The sequence below is a fragment of the Streptomyces sp. TSRI0107 genome, from assembly GCF_001905845.1.
Taxonomy (GTDB): Bacteria; Actinomycetota; Actinomycetes; order Streptomycetales; family Streptomycetaceae; genus Streptomyces.
Genome location: NZ_LIVZ01000003.1, coordinates 651,308 through 666,519 on the forward strand (window position 1 = coordinate 651,308; position 15,212 = coordinate 666,519).

The 15,212-nt window shown below is 69.4% G+C and carries 11 protein-coding genes and 2 pseudogenes; 3 read left to right on the plus strand and 10 right to left on the minus strand.

What is annotated here, in order from left to right; all coding sequences use genetic code 11:
• Window positions 1-5: 5 nt before the first annotated feature.
• Together AMK31_RS09870 and AMK31_RS09875 are read right to left on the minus strand one after the other, a co-directional pair.
• The gene (locus AMK31_RS09870; RefSeq protein WP_073940010.1) at window positions 6-878 is read right to left on the minus strand and encodes an SDR family NAD(P)-dependent oxidoreductase; all 873 of its coding nucleotides are present in this window, start codon (window positions 876-878) and stop codon (window positions 6-8) included.
• Window positions 879-923: 45 nt separating this feature from the next.
• Window positions 924-1,916, minus strand: coding sequence for an Lrp/AsnC family transcriptional regulator (locus tag AMK31_RS09875; RefSeq protein WP_073940011.1), 993 nt, complete (start codon window positions 1,914-1,916; stop codon window positions 924-926).
• A gap of 81 nt (window positions 1,917-1,997) precedes the next feature.
• Here AMK31_RS09875 and AMK31_RS09880 point away from each other — a divergent pair, with 81 nt between their 5' ends.
• From AMK31_RS09880 to AMK31_RS09890, 3 genes are all read left to right on the plus strand, one after another.
• Window positions 1,998-2,489, plus strand: coding sequence for a DoxX family protein (locus AMK31_RS09880; RefSeq protein WP_079186796.1), 492 nt, complete (start codon window positions 1,998-2,000; stop codon window positions 2,487-2,489).
• The gene (locus AMK31_RS09885) at window positions 2,486-3,382 is read left to right on the plus strand and encodes a tetratricopeptide repeat protein (RefSeq protein WP_338013034.1); all 897 of its coding nucleotides are present in this window, start codon (window positions 2,486-2,488) and stop codon (window positions 3,380-3,382) included. Before AMK31_RS09880 ends, AMK31_RS09885 begins: the two co-directional genes overlap by 4 nt.
• Window positions 3,383-3,838: 456 nt before the next feature.
• Window positions 3,839-4,408, plus strand: a complete 570-nt coding sequence (locus tag AMK31_RS09890) for a DUF6328 family protein (protein WP_073940013.1) — start codon at window positions 3,839-3,841, stop codon at window positions 4,406-4,408.
• 37 nt (window positions 4,409-4,445) lie between these two features.
• Here AMK31_RS09890 and AMK31_RS09895 read toward each other — a convergent pair.
• The 8 genes and pseudogenes from AMK31_RS09895 to AMK31_RS09925 form a co-directional block, all read right to left on the minus strand.
• Window positions 4,446-4,610 (minus strand): annotated as a pseudogene (locus tag AMK31_RS09895) (pirin family protein); the annotation flags it as partial.
• A 232-nt stretch (window positions 4,611-4,842) separates the two neighbouring features.
• The gene (locus AMK31_RS09900; RefSeq protein WP_158074531.1) at window positions 4,843-5,994 is read right to left on the minus strand and encodes an ABC transporter substrate-binding protein; all 1,152 of its coding nucleotides are present in this window, start codon (window positions 5,992-5,994) and stop codon (window positions 4,843-4,845) included.
• 239 nt (window positions 5,995-6,233) lie between these two features.
• The gene (locus AMK31_RS41430; RefSeq protein WP_241842611.1) at window positions 6,234-6,416 is read right to left on the minus strand and encodes a fibronectin type III-like domain-contianing protein; all 183 of its coding nucleotides are present in this window, start codon (window positions 6,414-6,416) and stop codon (window positions 6,234-6,236) included.
• A gap of 222 nt (window positions 6,417-6,638) precedes the next feature.
• Window positions 6,639-8,662 (minus strand): annotated as a pseudogene (locus AMK31_RS41440) (glycoside hydrolase family 3 C-terminal domain-containing protein); the annotation flags it as partial.
• 517 nt (window positions 8,663-9,179) lie between these two features.
• Entirely contained in the window at window positions 9,180-11,750 is a 2,571-nt protein-coding gene (locus tag AMK31_RS09910) for an alpha-L-rhamnosidase (protein WP_241842599.1), read from the minus strand.
• A 72-nt stretch (window positions 11,751-11,822) separates the two neighbouring features.
• Window positions 11,823-12,626 carry a carbohydrate ABC transporter permease gene (locus tag AMK31_RS09915; RefSeq protein WP_241842600.1) on the minus strand — a complete coding sequence of 268 codons (804 nt, stop codon included), beginning with the start codon at window positions 12,624-12,626 and terminating at the stop codon, window positions 11,823-11,825.
• 110 nt (window positions 12,627-12,736) lie between these two features.
• Window positions 12,737-13,621, minus strand: coding sequence for a carbohydrate ABC transporter permease (locus tag AMK31_RS09920; protein WP_073940017.1), 885 nt, complete (start codon window positions 13,619-13,621; stop codon window positions 12,737-12,739).
• A gap of 99 nt (window positions 13,622-13,720) precedes the next feature.
• Complete coding sequence (locus AMK31_RS09925) at window positions 13,721-14,971, minus strand: ABC transporter substrate-binding protein (RefSeq protein WP_241842601.1); 1,251 nt, start codon at window positions 14,969-14,971, stop codon at window positions 13,721-13,723.
• Between the last annotated feature and the right edge of the window lie 241 nt (window positions 14,972-15,212).

Sequence of the window (15,212 nt, forward strand, 5' to 3'; positions counted from 1 at the left end):
GGCGCTCAGAACGCGCGCACCGCGGGCGGCAGGCCCGGGAAGTCCGCGGACTCGCTCACCGACGCCCACTTCTCGACGTCGTCGAGCGCGGCGCGGTAGACGCGGGTGAGATTGCGGACCGCCTCGGCGCCGAGCGGGAGCCGGAGCGGCGCGTCGGGTGTGTCGAGCATGTCGCGGATCACCCGGGCGGCGCGCGCCGGGTCGCCCTCCTGGATGCCGTCAGCCTCCGCCATGTTCGCGCGGACGGCACCGATGACCTCGTCGTAGGTCGTGCTCTGCCGCGCTGTGTTGAGGACGTCGGCGGCGTTGAACGCGGTGCGGAAACGACTCGGCTCGGCGATGAGGACGCGGATGCCGAACGGCGCGACCTCGCCCGCCAGTGCCTCCGACCAGCCCTCGAGCGCGAACTTTCCGGCCGAGTAGCTGCCGACGGCGGGAAAGGACATCCGCCCGCCCTGGCTGCTCATCTGCACGATCGCGCCGGAGCGACGCTCCCGCAGGTGGGGCAGCACGGCACGTACGTAGGCGGCCGGGCCGAACAGGTGCTGTTCGAGCATGGACCGCAGCGCGGCGTCCGTGATCTCTTCGGCGGCGCCGACCTGTCCGGCGCCCGCATTGTTGACGAGCACGTCGACCCGCCCGAACACGTCCAGCGCCCGCTGCACGACCGTGGCCGCGCCCTCCGTGTCGCGCACATCGTGCTCGACGGCGAGGAGCCGGTCCCCGTACCGCGCCTTCAGCCCGTCGAACCGGTCGGCCCGTCGCGCGGTCCCGATCACCTGCTCGCCGGCTTCGAGTGCCGCCTCGGCGAGCGCCAGGCCGAGGCCCGAGCTCGCGCCCGTGATGATCCAGGTCTTCGTCTCGTTCGTCGTGGTCATGGCGTTGACGCTAAAGGTTCGAGCGCGCTTGAAAGCAAGCCGCGTTCAGGCGGGGAGCGCGACGAGCGGTCCCGCCCGCTTGATCCACTGCGCGACGATCTCGGTCTCGGCGCGGTGCACGCCGGGGAGCGCGCCGATGCGCTCGGTGAGGTACCGGTGCAGGTGGGCGCCGTCGGCGAGTTCGAGGAACGCGAGGATGTTGGTGACGCCGGTGGTCGTCGCGGCGAACGCGACCTCGGGGTGCGAGCCGAGGGCGCTCGCGACATCGCCGAGCGCGGCGGGGTGCACGTCGAGCCGGCAGATCACGTCGAGGTGCCGGCCGTAGAGCCGCGAGTCGACCTCGACCTCGAACATCAGGGTCCCGCCGCCGACGAGCTCGGCTATGCGACGGCGGACGGTCGACTCGGGGATGCCGCAGGCGCGGGCCAGGCGGGCGACGCTCATGCGCCCGTCGACGGCGAGGAGGCCGAGGAGACGACCGGCGTCGTCATCGCACGGCCCGCCCATGACGACGGAGTCCGCGTTCGCGTTCCTCACGGCCGGCGTGAGCGCTTCGCGTTCGGCCGCGGTGAGCGACTGGAGCCGGCCGGGCCATCCGCCGACACCGGCGACCGGCACGAGCAGCCGCTGCGCCGCCACGCTCACGGCGCCCGCGCTGCGGCGGAACCTCTCGAGCGTGTCGCCACGGTCGCGGGCCGACACGGGCGTACGGAGGATTCCGCCGAGCCCGCCGTCGCCCGCGAACGAGGCGATCCACGAGGTGTCGCCGCGGCCGGCGAGCGTGCGGGCGACGGCGTCGACCGACTCGCTCTTCCCTGCGACGCGGAGGAACCAGTCCTCCTGCCCGCGCGGGTCTGGGCGGGTGACGCCGACGACGCGCAGTGCCATGCGGGCGCGGAGCCGGTGGTAGCGGCGTGCGACCGCCCGCTCGGGCATCCCGAGCACCGCCGCGATCCGCGTGAACGACGCCCGCCCGTCCAGCTGCAGCGCGTGCAGCACCCGCCGGTCGCCCTCGTCGAGGATGACTGAATCCGCCATACTCAGCGATCGTATCGTCGCGTTCCTCCGCGAGACGGCCTGTGGATGGACCGCTTCGACGGCATCCCGCAGGTTGACCGCGTGGAACCTCTCATCGCACTCATCGGCGTGACCGTCACCGTCCTGACCGTGCACCGGCTCTGGTTGCGCCGGACCCTGGAACTCGAGATCGCGCTCCGCGCGGGCGTCGCGGCGATGTTCGCCCTCACGGGCATCGCGCACTTCGTCGGCATGCGGGCCGAACTCGTCGCGATGGTGCCCAATTGGCTGCCGTACGCGGGCCTGGTCGTCACCGTGACCGGCGTCCTCGAACTCGCCGGCGCGGCCGCCATGCTGCACCGCCGCCTCGCCATGCCCGCCGCGGCGGGACTCACGCTGCTGCTCATCGCGTTGTTCCCCGCCAACGTCGAGCTCGCCCTCTCAGGAAGGCCGCTGCCCTGGTACGACGAGCTCGTCCCGCGCACCGTCATGCAGCTGCTCTTCCTCACAGCGACCGTCACGGTGTTCGTCCTCACGCTCAAGCCGGTCGGCCGGACCGCGAATCACCGCGAGCCGGCGGAGACGCGGGCGTGACCGGCTTCAGGCGGCTGCGGGCCTCGCCGGGCAGCCTGCGCGGCATCCGTATGCTCCCGGTCATGAGATTTTTCCGGCCGCGCGGCCGAAGCGATGCCGAACGAATGACGGGAACGCCTGTGGCCGAGGCCAAGGCCTTGTACGAAGCCGGGCGTTACGCCGAGGCGGAGGCCGAAGCCCGTGCCGTGGCCCGATCGCGGCCACGCGACGACGAGTACGCGGCCGTGGCGCTGAACATCGCCGCGCTCGCGACGGGCGCCCAAGGCCGCCACGCCGAGGCACTGGCCACCTACGACGAGGCGCTGCCCGCGTTCAGCAGGATATTCGGAGCCGGTCACTGGCTGACCCTGAAGCTGCGCTCGGACCGCGCCCAGCAGATGATCTCGCTCGGTCGGTATGCCGAGTGCGAGGCGGAATGCGCGGCCGTCGCCGAGGCCGCGTCCCGCGGTACCGGCCCGGAGATGTCACTGCTGGCAGCGGCCGCCCGCAACGGGCTGGTCTTCGCCCTCAACGCGCAGGGGCGCCATCAGGAGGCCGAGGCATTCGCCCGCGAGGCCCTGGCCGCTCATCGCGCACGTGACCGGACGTCCCTGGTCCTGCGACTCGGCCTGGCTCGCAGCCTCAACGGCCAAGCCCGCCACGACCAGGCCCTCACCGAGGCGCAGGGCGCCGACAAGCTGTACCGTGCTCTGCCCGACCACCAGCGCCATCCGGACAAGGGCGCCGTCGAGCTGGCCTTTGCCACGGCCTTGTTGGGACTGCGCCGCGTTCCCGAGGCCCGTCGCCAGGCAGCGGCCGCTCACGATGCCTGCCTGGCGTCCTTCGGCCCGGACCACCGCCGCACCGTCGAAGCCCGGACACTGCTCGAGCAGATCGACGGCACGCCATCGTAGGCGCGGCAACGCTCGTATCGCCCAACCAAGTTCATTACCCTGTCGGGACGCGGCGGCGGGAACGGGCCCGCGGTGTGCGACGGGCGCGCCGCCGAGACACCGTACCGGTCTGGACGGGCCATTCACCTTCACGCGTGCCCTGGCCCGGAGATCAGGAGTCTCTCCCTCGGGCACGGGGCGAAGTCCACTGCGCTGTTCCGGGCGAACAGCCGTTGTGCCAAGCAGGCCGCGAGGGCGGCGCCGAAGCCGAGACCGAGACGTTCGACCCGCGGCCCCGCCGACTCACCGGTCCGCGGCGGACTGTCGGCCCGGGCAGGTGATCAGCGCAGTGCCGAGGTGACGTTTGATGGCCCGTACGGCCCGGCCGGAGGACAAGCACTAGCCCAACGGTGCGAGCGGACCTGCGTAGAACCGTCCGACCGGGGCAAACGGTCGTCCTGGGATGTGGAGGATGCCATGACGATGACGGAGCAGCCGGCCGAGTCGGCGAGGGAGGACACCACCTGCTGCGGACACACGGGCAGGCGCGGCTCGCGACCCGGTGCCGAAGCACCGGAGACACCGCGTGAACGGGTCAACCGCCGCTGGAACGAGATACTTCAGGAGACCCGGGTCACCCAGACGGGCGTGCAGATCCTCTTCGGATTCCTGCTGAGCGTCGCCTTCACCCCGACGTTCAGGGAACTGGAGACGCTGGACCGCGGCATCTACGTGACCACCGTGGTGCTCGGCGCGGCGGCCACCGCCTCGCTCATAGCGCCCGTCTCCATCCACCGCTTCCTGTCCGGCCAGCGGATGAAGGACGAGGTCGTGGAGGCAGCCGGCCGCCTGATGATGTGCGGCATGGTCCTCCTCGCCCTGACCATCGGCTGCACGCTTCTGCTGCTCCTCCGATTCGTGGTCCCCGGTGTCCTCGCCGAAGTACTCGTCGGCACGGTCATGCTGTGGTTCGGCCTGTGCTGGTACGTCCTGCCGATGCGCCTGCGCCGCCGCGCCGCTCGGCGATCCCGCACCGACGACGCGTAGCGTGCGCGTGAGGCGCACGGCGTAGCACTCGCGCAGGTCAACGGACCCTTCCGCGCGGTCTCAGCGGCGTCACCGGCAGCTCGGGAGCCGGGAGGGGATCCCCGTCGTACCCCTTCACCTCGCCGAATCGTGACCCTTCCATCCAGTCCCGCCGCGCCTGCGCGATCTCCTCCTGCGACCGGCCGATCCAGTTCCAGAACATAGCGAACCCTGCGTGCATCAGTGCAGGTCAGCGGCGTTCCGGACCGCCGACGGTTAGCAAACTGTCAACATCGGTCCCGGAGGAGTCAGCAACCGTGCACTCCGGAAATTGGCCGACTCGGCTGACCACTCGGCGAAGATGGTGCGGAAAGCGGACGCGGCACGGCGAACTGAATGGCTGAATGGGAGAACCCAGCCGCCCATGACACCGGCCGGTTCTCGTCCGCGCGGTTTCAGCGGCCTTTGCGGTAGGCGTGGTCCAGGGCGGTCAGCGCGTCGCCGACGTCTGTGGTGCCAGCGAAGAGTGCGCGGATCTGGGCGAAGTGGGTCTGTTGTACGTTCGAGTTGGGCCAGCGCTGGTCCATGAACGGAACCGTGGCCCCGGCCATCTGGCGTCGGGCGACCTCTTCGATGGCGGGGTCGACCGCGAAGGATGGATTGGGGAGGGCCGGCAGGGTGGCGCCCGAGCTGTTGTACAGGTTCTGCCCCTCTCTGGATCCCAGGAAGTCGATAAACTGCAGCGCGGCTTCGCGATGCGCGCTGTTCGCGTTGAGCCCGTAGGCGGCCGACACGGCGCCGGGCATCCTGGTGTCCTTCGGATCGTCGGTCGCGGGGAGCGCGGACATGCGCAGCTTCAAGCCGGGCTCGGCGGTACGGAGGGCCGACAGCGCACTGGCGACCTGGATGACGCCCACCGCCCGGCCGTCCGTCACCTGATCCAGGGAGTCCTCATAGGTGGTGTCGAGTGGCTTGGGGCTGAAGCAGCCGCGGTCGTTCATCTCCAGGTACTTTTCCAGGGCGGTCCGCCATCCGGATGCGGCGAACGTCTGCCTGTTCAAGGTCATCTGCTGATCGAAGTCTGGGTGTTCGGCGTATACGGTCGTCGCGACCAGGGCGTAGTCGACGAGTTGGGTCACCCATGGGGTGGCGTTGCCGAGGGCGAACAGCACCTTGCCGTGTTTTCGGGCGGTGGCGCAGAGTTCGAGCAGTTCGGTCCAGGTGGTGGGGGCTGAGCCGCCTATCTCGTGCAGGGTGCGCTCGGAGTAGATGGCGCCGATCGCGCTGAAGCTCATGGGGACGATGTGGGTGCTGCCGAGGACGCCGACCACGGGTCTGACGCCTTCCGGCATCGTGCGGTTGAAGCGGCGCAGGGTGAGTTCTTCCAGCACGTTGTCGCGTTCGAGAGCCGTGGCGGAGGCCGGGTTGCCGCTGCCGGGCCAGACGGTGAAAACGTCCGGCCCCTCGCCCTCCCGGAGCTTGCCGGGGAGTTCCTTCTGCAAGGTGTTGGTGTCGGCGAAGGTGACGGTGACGCGGATGCCGGGGTTCTGCCGGTGGAACGCCTCCACGACGGTGTCCACCGAGGTCTTGTCGGTGAGGTTCGCCATGACCGTGATCTCCTGGCCCTGTGCGTCGGACGCGTCGAGGAGAGAACAACCGGCCAGCACGGTGGTCGCGCAAGCGAGAGCAAGGGCTGAACGGACACGGCGCGAGGTGACTGGCACGAAAGGTCTCCGGATCCAAGGGGCGCGGCTCATCAGCGGCGTGAGCCGGTCCGTGCGGGTGGCTGTGGTCCGCGTGACGCCCCCGCATGGGCAGGGGCGTCACGGACGCGACTGCGCTGTGGTCAGCTGATGGTCAGGGTCCGCTGTGCCGTGAGACTGCGGGACGAGCGTGCGGTCGCGAAGGTGTAGGAGCCGGGTACGAGCGTCCAGGCGCCGGACTTCCAGATGGTGAGGTCCTGCGTGGGGGCGGTGAGGCTGAGCCTCTTCGAGGCCCCGGCGGCAAGCGTGACCTTCTGGTAGGTCACCAGGCGGCGCGGTTCGGCCGCTGCCGCTGTCGGCAGGGTGGCGTAGACCTGGACGACCTCGGTGCCCTGGCGTCGGCCCGTGTTGGTGACCGTGACGCTGATGGTGACGTTCTTCGCCGTCTGATCGTAGGCGACTTCGAGGGATCCGTGGGCGAAGGTGGTGTAGGACAGACCGTGGCCGAAGGGGAAGCCGGGCTGCTGGCCCTTGCTGTCGTAGTAACGGTAGCCAACCGCGATGTCCTCGTCGTAGGAGACGGTGCCGTTGGATCCGGGGTAGGTGGCGCTGGTGGTGCCCGGCCCCTGGGTGGCGTCGGCGGGGAAGGTGACGGGGAGGCGGCCTGAGGGGTCGCTGTCGCCGAAGAGGACGGCGGCCAGCGCGGTGCCCATGCCCCTGCCCCCGTACCACGCCTGGACGACGGCTTCCACGTCGGCCAGCCACGGGTGGCGACGGGGCCGTCGGTGTTGAGGACGACGATGGTGCGCGGGTTGGCCGCGGCGACGGCGGTGATGAGCTGGTTTTGGTCGCCGGGCAGTTCGAGCCGGTCGTGGTCCATGGCTTCGCCCGCTACCCGGTTGACGAACACGACGGCGGCGTCGGCCGCGCGAGCCGCCGCCACCGCCGCGGGGATCAGCGACTCGGGCTGCCAGCCGAGGGTCAGTCCGCAGGTCCCCGGTTCCGCGGTGGCGTTGGTGTAGGTCAGTTCCACGGTGACGGCCCGGCCCGCGGTCAATTGTGCCGTGCCCTGGAGCGGATAGTCGTAGGGGCCGAGGAAGAAGCGGCGCATCTGACGCGTACCGGAGACGACGGTCGTGCCGTTGATCTTCAGCGAGACGGTCCCGGCGGGCAGCAGCGAGAAGCGGTGCAGCCCCGTGACGGTCGGAACCAGAGTGCCGGTCCACTTGGCCGACCAGACGGCCGGCAGGTCCGGGACGGGGGCGGTGGTGAAGTCGACGGTGGGGTCTGTCCGGGTCGTGACCGGGGTGCCGGTGGCGTCGGCGCCCGCATAGTAGGCACCGGTCAGTCCGGCCGCGCCGGTGGCCGTACGCAACACAGCGGAGGGGATCGCGGTGAGGGGGACGTCGCCCTTGGTGCCCTGCGCGTGGGTGACCCTCACGGAGCTGCCGGCGCGGGCGCGGATCGCCTGCAGGGGTGTGGTCCAGGTGCCGGGGTCGACGTAGGTCGAGCCGGCCACGCCGGTGAAGGCGTCGGTGTCAGCGGGGCCGATGACGGCCAGCGATGTCAGCGACGCGGGCAGCGGCAGCGCCGAGGACTTGTTGGCCAGGAGCACGGTGGAGGCGACGGCGGTCTCGTAAGCGAGGCTCTTGTGTTCGTCGGTGCTGACGTTGTCGGCGGGGGCGGGCACGGGGTGGTCGAAGAGACCGTTCGCGAACATCGTGATGAGGATGCGGCGGGCCGCGTCGTCGAGCCGTGAGGTCGGTATCGCACCGCCGGTGAGGGCCCCTGCGGGGAGTCTGACGGCGCCGGGGCCGAGACCGGCGAGGTCCATACCGGCCCGTGCGGCGGCGACCTGGTCGTCACCGGCCCAGAAGTCCGGCACGGTGTAGCCCTGGAGCCCGATGCTCTTCTTCAGGTCGTCGAACAGCGCGGGGTTCTGCGTCGCGAACGTGCCGTTGATCTTCGGGTAGGCCATCATCACCGAGGTCGTCGGCGCGGCGGCGACGACCCGGCGGAACGGCGCCTCGTAGATCTCGTGCAACGCTCGGTCGGAGACCCTGGTGTCGGTGAAGAAGCGGTTGGTTTCCTGGGTGTAGGCGGCGAAGTGCTTGACCGTGGCCGCCACGTTCCGGCTCTGCATACCGACGGTGACGGCTGCGCCCAGGCGGCCGGCCAGCAGCGGGTCCTCCCCCATGGCTTCGGCCTGGCGGCCAAAGTGCCAGGTGCGGGTCAGGTCGACGGTGGGGCCGAGGAGGTTGTTGTAGCCCTTGGCCCGGCCCTCCGCTCCGATGGCCCGGCCGATGCGCCCGGCGAGGTCCTCGTCGAAGGTCGCCGCCTGGGCGACGGGGACGGGGAAGGCGGTGACGTTCCGTTCGCCGCGCAGGCCGGCCGAAGCGTCGACCATGGTCAGAGCGGGGATGCCAAGGTGGGCGACGGTGGCGAAGTCACACCGCACGAGGGCCTCCTTTTCGGTGGCCGTCATGCGGGCCAGCAGGGCGTCGGCCCGGTCCTGCGGGGAGGGACCGGACGCGGCGACCGCCTGCTCGTCCATGGCTGGTGCCATGCTCATGGCCAGCGCGGTGAAGGTGGCGGCAGAGAGAAATGTGCGTCTGTTCACGGCGGCTCTCCGAACGAAAGTTGCGGCTGCTCGGCAGGCTGCCGCAGGGGTGGGGAGGCGGGGCCGGCCGAAAGGTCAGGTTGACGGCCGGCCCCAGCTTGGTGGAATTTCCGCTTCTTTCGAGACGTCGCTGCCGCGTCCCACGACAAACGACTACGGCGCCTTCAAGGACGCCCGGTCTGGAAGCGATTGATTCAACAAACGGGAAACTATGGCCTGTTGCCTATCAGGTCAACCCTTGAGTGAGACCTGCCTAACCCAGCCCTGCGGCCAGGGGAAATACAGCCTTCGAGCTGAAAAGGCGCTTTGAAATTTCAATTGAAATCGGCGGGCGATCCGCCCATTATCCGAGGCGTGGATCGCGCTCATTCACCGAGTCGATACCCGAGGCTCCCACCCCCTGAAAACGACGGCGCCCGGCGCATTGACTGCATGCGCCGGGTTTTCCGAAAGGACGGGAAATGGTCGTTCAGGCTGCCTGGGCAGCCAGTTCCGCCGTGTTCAGTACGTGGGTGCCGGGGCCCAGGGCAATCGGGGCGCAGCCGGGCAACTCGGCCGTGGCCCGGCAACCGTCCGGGACTTCCGCTTGGGCTGTCAGTCCGGTCGCCGTCAGTTCCCACGCCAAGGAAACCGTTCCGTAGGGCGTGTCATGACGGGTGCGGGCCCAGGTGATGCCTCCTCCTGGGCGCGGGCGGAAGGTGATGTCCCGGTAGCCCGGGGCGGTGGGGTTGACGCCGCCGACGACCCGGTGCAGCCAGTCGGCGACGGCGCCGAGAGCGTAGTGGTTGAAGGAGGTCATGCCGCCCGGGTTGAGGGTGCCGTCCGGGCGCAGGCTGTCCCAGCGCTCCCAGATCGTCGTGGCGCCCATCGTCACCGGGTAGAGCCAGGAGGGGCATGCGGTCTGGGTCAGCAGTCGGTAGGCGACGTCGAGATGGCCGGTGTCGGTCAGCGCGTCGCAGATCAGCGGGGTGCCGACGAAGCCGGTGGCGATGCGGGCGTCGTCGTCGAGGACGAGCTGGGCCAGCCGGTCGCCGGCCTGCTGTCGCTGCTGCGGTGTCAGCAGGCCGAAGGTGAGGGCCAGGGCGTACGCGGTCGGACTGTCGCTGGTCATGCGACCGGCGGAGGTGACGTAGCGGCAGCGGAAGGCGGCGGTCACCTCGTCCGCCAGCGCGCCGTACCGCTCGGCGTCCGGCGTCTCGCCCAACTCGGCTGCGGCCAGGGCGAGGTGGCGGGCGGAGTGGGCGAAGTAGGCCGTGGCGACGAGGTATCGGTCGGTGCGGCCGGCGGCTGGGTCGTCCGGCGGGGCGGCCGGGTCCAGCCAGTCCCCCAGTTGGAAGCCGGTGTCCCACAGGCGGCTGGGCCCGGCCAGGCGGGCCACGAGGTCCACCCACGCCTTTGCCATGGGGTAGTGGCGGCGCAGGAGTCCCAGGTCGCCGAAGCGCTGGTAAAGCGTCCAGGGCGTGAGGGTCGCTACGTCGCCCCAGGCGGCTCCCGGCTGGATGGGCGTCCACATCGGCTCACCGGGGATGACCGGTACGTACCAGGGGATCGTGCCGTCCGGCAGCTGCTCCAGGCCGACGTCGGTCAGCCATGAGTCGAGCATGCCGGCGCAGTCGTAGAGGAAGCTCGCGGTCGGGGCGAAGACCTGGATGTCACCGGTCCAGCCGAGGCGTTCGTCGCGCTGCGGGCAGTCGGTAGGGATGTCGACGAAGTTGCCGCGCATGCTCCAGACGACATTCTCGTGCAGGCGGCTGGTCATCGGGTCGCTGCATTCGAACCAGCCGGTGCGGCGCATGTCCGTGTGGTACACGCGAGCGGTCACCGCGTCGGCGGTCAGCTCTCCGGGCCAGCCGCTGATTTCGGCGTAGCGGAAGCCGTGCAGGGTGAAGCGGGGCTCCCAGGTCAGTGGGCCTTGCCCGGACAGGATGAGGGTGTCGGTGGCGTGGGCCTCGCGCAGCGGCCGGGTCGCCAGTTCGCCGCCTTGGACGACTTCCGCGTGCCGCAGGGTGACGATGGTGCCGGCCGGGCCGTCGGCGGTGATGCGGAGGCGGCCGACGAGGTTCTGGCCGAAGTCGAGCAGGTGACGGCCGTCGTCCGTGCGGATGACGGAGACCGGGGTGATCTCCTGGGTGCAGCGCACCGGCGGTCCCTCGGGGGCGACGAGGGTGCGCGGGTCGCGGCTGCCGGTGCGTACGGGCGTCCAGTCCGCGGAGCGGGAGCGGCCCGGGGTGGACCAGTCCGGATCGTGCAGCCGCGCGTCGAAGCTCTCGCCCTCGTACAGGCCGCTGGTCAGGATAGGGCCCGGCGCGGCGGTCCAGCTTCCGTCGGTGGCGACGATGAGGGTGGTGCCGTCGTCGTACGTCACCTCGAGCTGGGCGATGAGGGATTGGTCGCTGCCGTAGATGTTGCGGGTGCCGCCGTCGAAGCCGTACCTGCCCCGGTACCACCCGTCACCGAGCCAGGCGCCGATGGTGTTGGCGCCTTCAGTGAGATGGCCGGTGACGTCGTGGGTGCGGTAGCGCAGGCGGCGGGGGTAGACCGTCCAGCCGGGGGCGAGGGTCTCGTCGCCCACGCGCCGTCCGTTGATCTCCACCTCGTAGAGGCCGTGAGCCGTCACGTAGAGACGAGCGCGGGTGACCTGCCGGTCGAGGCGGAAGTCCTTGCGGACCCGAGCCGGGCGGCGCTCTGCCTCCGGGTCCTCCTCCCATGCCGCTCCGACGGGGACGGCCTGCCAGTCGGCGGGGTCCAGGAGCCCGGCTTCCACGACGTTCGGCTCGCTCCACGCCGATGGCTCGTCGCTGCCCGCCGTCCAGACTCGCACGCGGACGTTGACGCGTTCCCGGGAGGTCAGCGGCTCGCCGGGCCAGGCCACGAGCACCTGATCGAGACCGTCCACACGCCCGGTGCGCTCGGTGCGGCCGACGCGGTCGAGTTCGAGTTCATACGCCTTCTGGGCAACGCTGCCTGGCGGAAGTGTCCAGGTCAGCCGGGGGGTGGGAACGCCGATGCCGAGGCCGTCCGTGAGGTGCTCGAAGGTCACCGGGGAGGGCTGAGGGGGAAGCAAGGGGTACCTTTCGTTCACGTGCGCGGGCGGGGGGTGCCGGGGCTTGAGTCAGCCCTTGACCGCGCCCGAGGTGAGGCCCTTCATGACCTTCTGGTTGAGGAACAGGTAGATCAGGAGGGTGCCGAAGACGTTGATGCAGATGGCGGCGAACAGCGGGCCGTACTGGGTGGCGCCGAAGTCGCCGGTGAAGTTGAGCAGGCCGACCTGGATGGTGCGCAGGTCCTGGTTGTTGGTGAAGGTCAGCGCGATGAGCAGGTCGTTCCAGATGAAGAAGAACTGCACCAGGCCGACCGTGAGGAGCGCGTTGCGGACCATGGGGACGCTGATGGTCCAGAAGGCGCGCAGGATGCCGGCGCCGTCGATGGTGGCCGCCTCGAACAGTTCGCGGGGGACGGTGCGGTAGTAGGTGGCCATCATGAAGACGGTCAGGGGAAGGCCGGTGCCGGTGTAGGTGAGGATGAGCGGCCACAGGGTGCCGGACAGGCCGGTCTGGAAGTAGACGGTGAACAGCGGCAGCAGGATCATCTGCGGCGGCACCATCATGCCCGCGAGGAAGACCAGCAGGGTGAGGCTGCGGCCCTTCCACACCATGATCTGCAGGGCGAAGCCCGCGGCGGTGCCCAGCAGCAGCATCAGAGCCAGGGCGGGAATGACCGCCAGCAGGCTGTTCTGGACGTAGAGGCCGATGTTGCCGGTCGTCCACGCTTCGGTGTAGTTGCCCCATTCCCAGGTGGTGGGCAGGCTCCAGGTGGAGTTGTTCAGGTAGTCGTCGTTGGACTTCAGCGATGTCAGGAACATCCAGACCAGTGGGTAGATCTCCACGACAAGCAGCAGCGCGACAACGACCTTCACCCACAGTCGGCTGCCTTCGCGGCTGCGCCGGAAGCGGACCGCACCGTCGGACGGACGCCCGTTCCGGCCGCGCACAGAGGTCTTCACAGGTGTGTCGACAGCCATGGCTCTCAGCTCTCCGTGAGGTCGCGCCGCGAGACGCGGTAGACGGCCAGGCTCACCAGCAGGCACACCACGGTCAGCAGCAGTGCGATGGTGCTGCCGTAGCCGTAGTCGCTGTAGGTGAACGACGTCTGGAACATGTACAGGGTGAGCGGGGTCGTGCCGTTGCCGGGCCCGCCGTTGGTGAGCGCCACGATCGAGTCGAACACCTTCAGCGTGCCGTTGATACTGAAGATCAGCGACGACATCAGCACCGGCAGGGACAGCGGCAGAACGATGTGGCGGACCAGCCGCAGGCCGGACGCCCCGTCCAGGCGGGCGGACTCCAGGACCTCGTCGGGGATGTCGACCAGACCCGCGAACAGCAGCACGGCGTAGAAGCCCATCGAGCGCCAGATGTCCATGACGATCAGCACCCAGAAGGCGCTGCCGGCGCTGCCGAAGAAGTCGATCGATTCCAGACCGACCGCGTTCAGCAGCGAGTTGACCGGCCCGGTCTGCGGGGCGACCTGGAAGAACTTCTGGAACAGCAGGCTCACCGCGACGGTGGGGAGCACGACGGGGAAGAACACCAGTGTGCGGATGAGCGCCGAGGCACGCTTGAGGAAGAAGACATACAGCAGCGCCAGCAGGTAGCCGGCGACGACCTGGCCGACGGTGACGATCACGGCGTACTTGAGCGTGAACCAGAGGGCGTCGTGGACGGCTGGGTCGTCGAGAAGGCGAGTGAAGTTGGCGACGCCGTTGCCGGTGAAGCCGTCGATGGTGTTGCCCTGGGTGAAGGAGTAGCCGAGGGACCACACCATCGGCACGAGCATGATGAGCGAGTAGACGAGGAGGGCGGGACCGACCAGGAGCGCGATGGCTCTGTGGTCACCGAGTACGCGGTGCATGGGTGGTGTCCACTTCGTAGCTGATGAGGAGACCTGCCGGTCGGGACCGGGGGCGGCGCACCGGACGCGGGAAGGATGCCGTGGGCCGCCCCCGGCCGGTCACTGGGCGGTCAGCGCGTCCTGGACCGTCTGCATGAACTGCTTCGGGCTCATGCTGCCGCTGACCAGGCTCGCCGCGTTGGTCTGGCTGACCGTGGTCGCCTTAGTGCTGAACAGGGCCTCGAACCAGAGCACGTTCTGCTTGGACGAGCTGATGGTCTCGCGGACCTGGGTGGTGACCTCGTTGGCGTCCTTCACCTCGGTGTTGACCTTGAAGCCGGAGATGGAGCCGTGGTCCTTCAGCGCGGTGCTGCCGTAGTTCTTCGCGATGCAGGAGACCCAGTCCCCCGTCTTCTTGTCGAAGGACTTCGCGCCGAGGGTGATGCCGAGGCCGACGTTGGAGGGGTACTGGTCGACGGAGCCCTTGCCGCCGGCGACGGCCGGGAAGGGCATGAAGCCGACGTTGTCCGCGCCCACCTTGTTCTGCTTTGCGTCGGAGATGTTCGCCAGTGCCCAGCTGCCCATGTAGAACATGGCGGCCTTGCCGGTGAGGAACTGGTTCATCGCGGTGTCGTAGTCGATGGAGCCGACGCCCTTGCCGAAGTATCCCTTCTTGCCGAGCGCGGCGATCTCCTCGGCGGCCTTCACGTACTGCGGGTCGGTCAGCTTCGCCTTGCCGTCGGCCACCTTCTGCAGAGCGTCGGGGCCGAGGCTGCGGTAGAGGTAGCCGCTGATTAGCCGGGTCAGCGGCCAGCCTTGCTGCCCGGAGGCGGAGAACGGCTGGACGCCCTTGCCCTCCAGCTTCGCTGCGGCCGATACCAGCTCGTCCCAGGTTCCCGGCACCTTCAGACCGTTCTCGGCGAAAATCTCCTTGTTGTAGAAGATGCCCTCGATGTTGTACTCGTACGGCAGCACGTGAAGCTTGCCGCCGTACAGTGCCTTGATCGTGGAGACGGCGGCCGGCTCCAACTGGTCGTACACGCCCAGCTCCTTCAGCGTCGCCTCCAGGTCGGCGACCTTGCCGGACTTGGCCAGCTGCTGGGTCAGCGCCGGGGCGTTGCCCGCCGCGAACTGCACCGGGAGCGCATTCTGTCCGGCCAGCAGCTGGAGCTTCTGGTCCAGGCTCGCCTGCGGAACGGTCTCCACCTTCAGCGGCAGAGCGTCGTTCGCCGTCTTGCACTCCCCCTTCGACAGCGCCGTCAGAGCCGTCTTGACGGTGGCGTTCTCGGTGACGCTCAGGTAACTGAACTCCTCGGGTGCGGCCGAGGAGCCGCCCCCGCTGCCACCGCAGGCGGTGGCGAGCAGCGCCAACGAGGCGGTACCGGCTGTGAACAGACTCAGGCGCGCACGAGACCCAGGAAGAGACACGGAAGACTCCAAGCGAGGCTTAAGAGAGAAAGGCGGAGGCGGAGGGGTGCGCCGAGGCCGAACAGAAGCGGCCCGGCGGCACGAGGAGAGCGTGTAAAACGTTCTCTACAGCGAGTGGCCAACACCCTGCACCTCTCGCCGGACTCCGTCAAGACACAGCCAGGTAACACCAAAGTCATGTCGA

What these genes read in the sequence shown, in the direction of transcription:
- AMK31_RS09870 (WP_073940010.1), bottom strand. Translation starts at nt 878, where the DNA reads ATGACCACGACGAACGAGACGAAGACCTGGATCATCACGGGCGCGAGC.
- AMK31_RS09875 (WP_073940011.1), bottom strand. Translation starts at nt 1,916, where the DNA reads ATGGCGGATTCAGTCATCCTCGACGAGGGCGACCGGCGGGTGCTGCAC.
- AMK31_RS09890 (WP_073940013.1), top strand. Translation starts at nt 3,839, where the DNA reads ATGACGATGACGGAGCAGCCGGCCGAGTCGGCGAGGGAGGACACCACC.
- AMK31_RS09900 (WP_158074531.1), bottom strand. Translation starts at nt 5,994, where the DNA reads ATGGCGAACCTCACCGACAAGACCTCGGTGGACACCGTCGTGGAGGCG.
- AMK31_RS09920 (WP_073940017.1), bottom strand. Translation starts at nt 13,621, where the DNA reads ATGCACCGCGTACTCGGTGACCACAGAGCCATCGCGCTCCTGGTCGGT.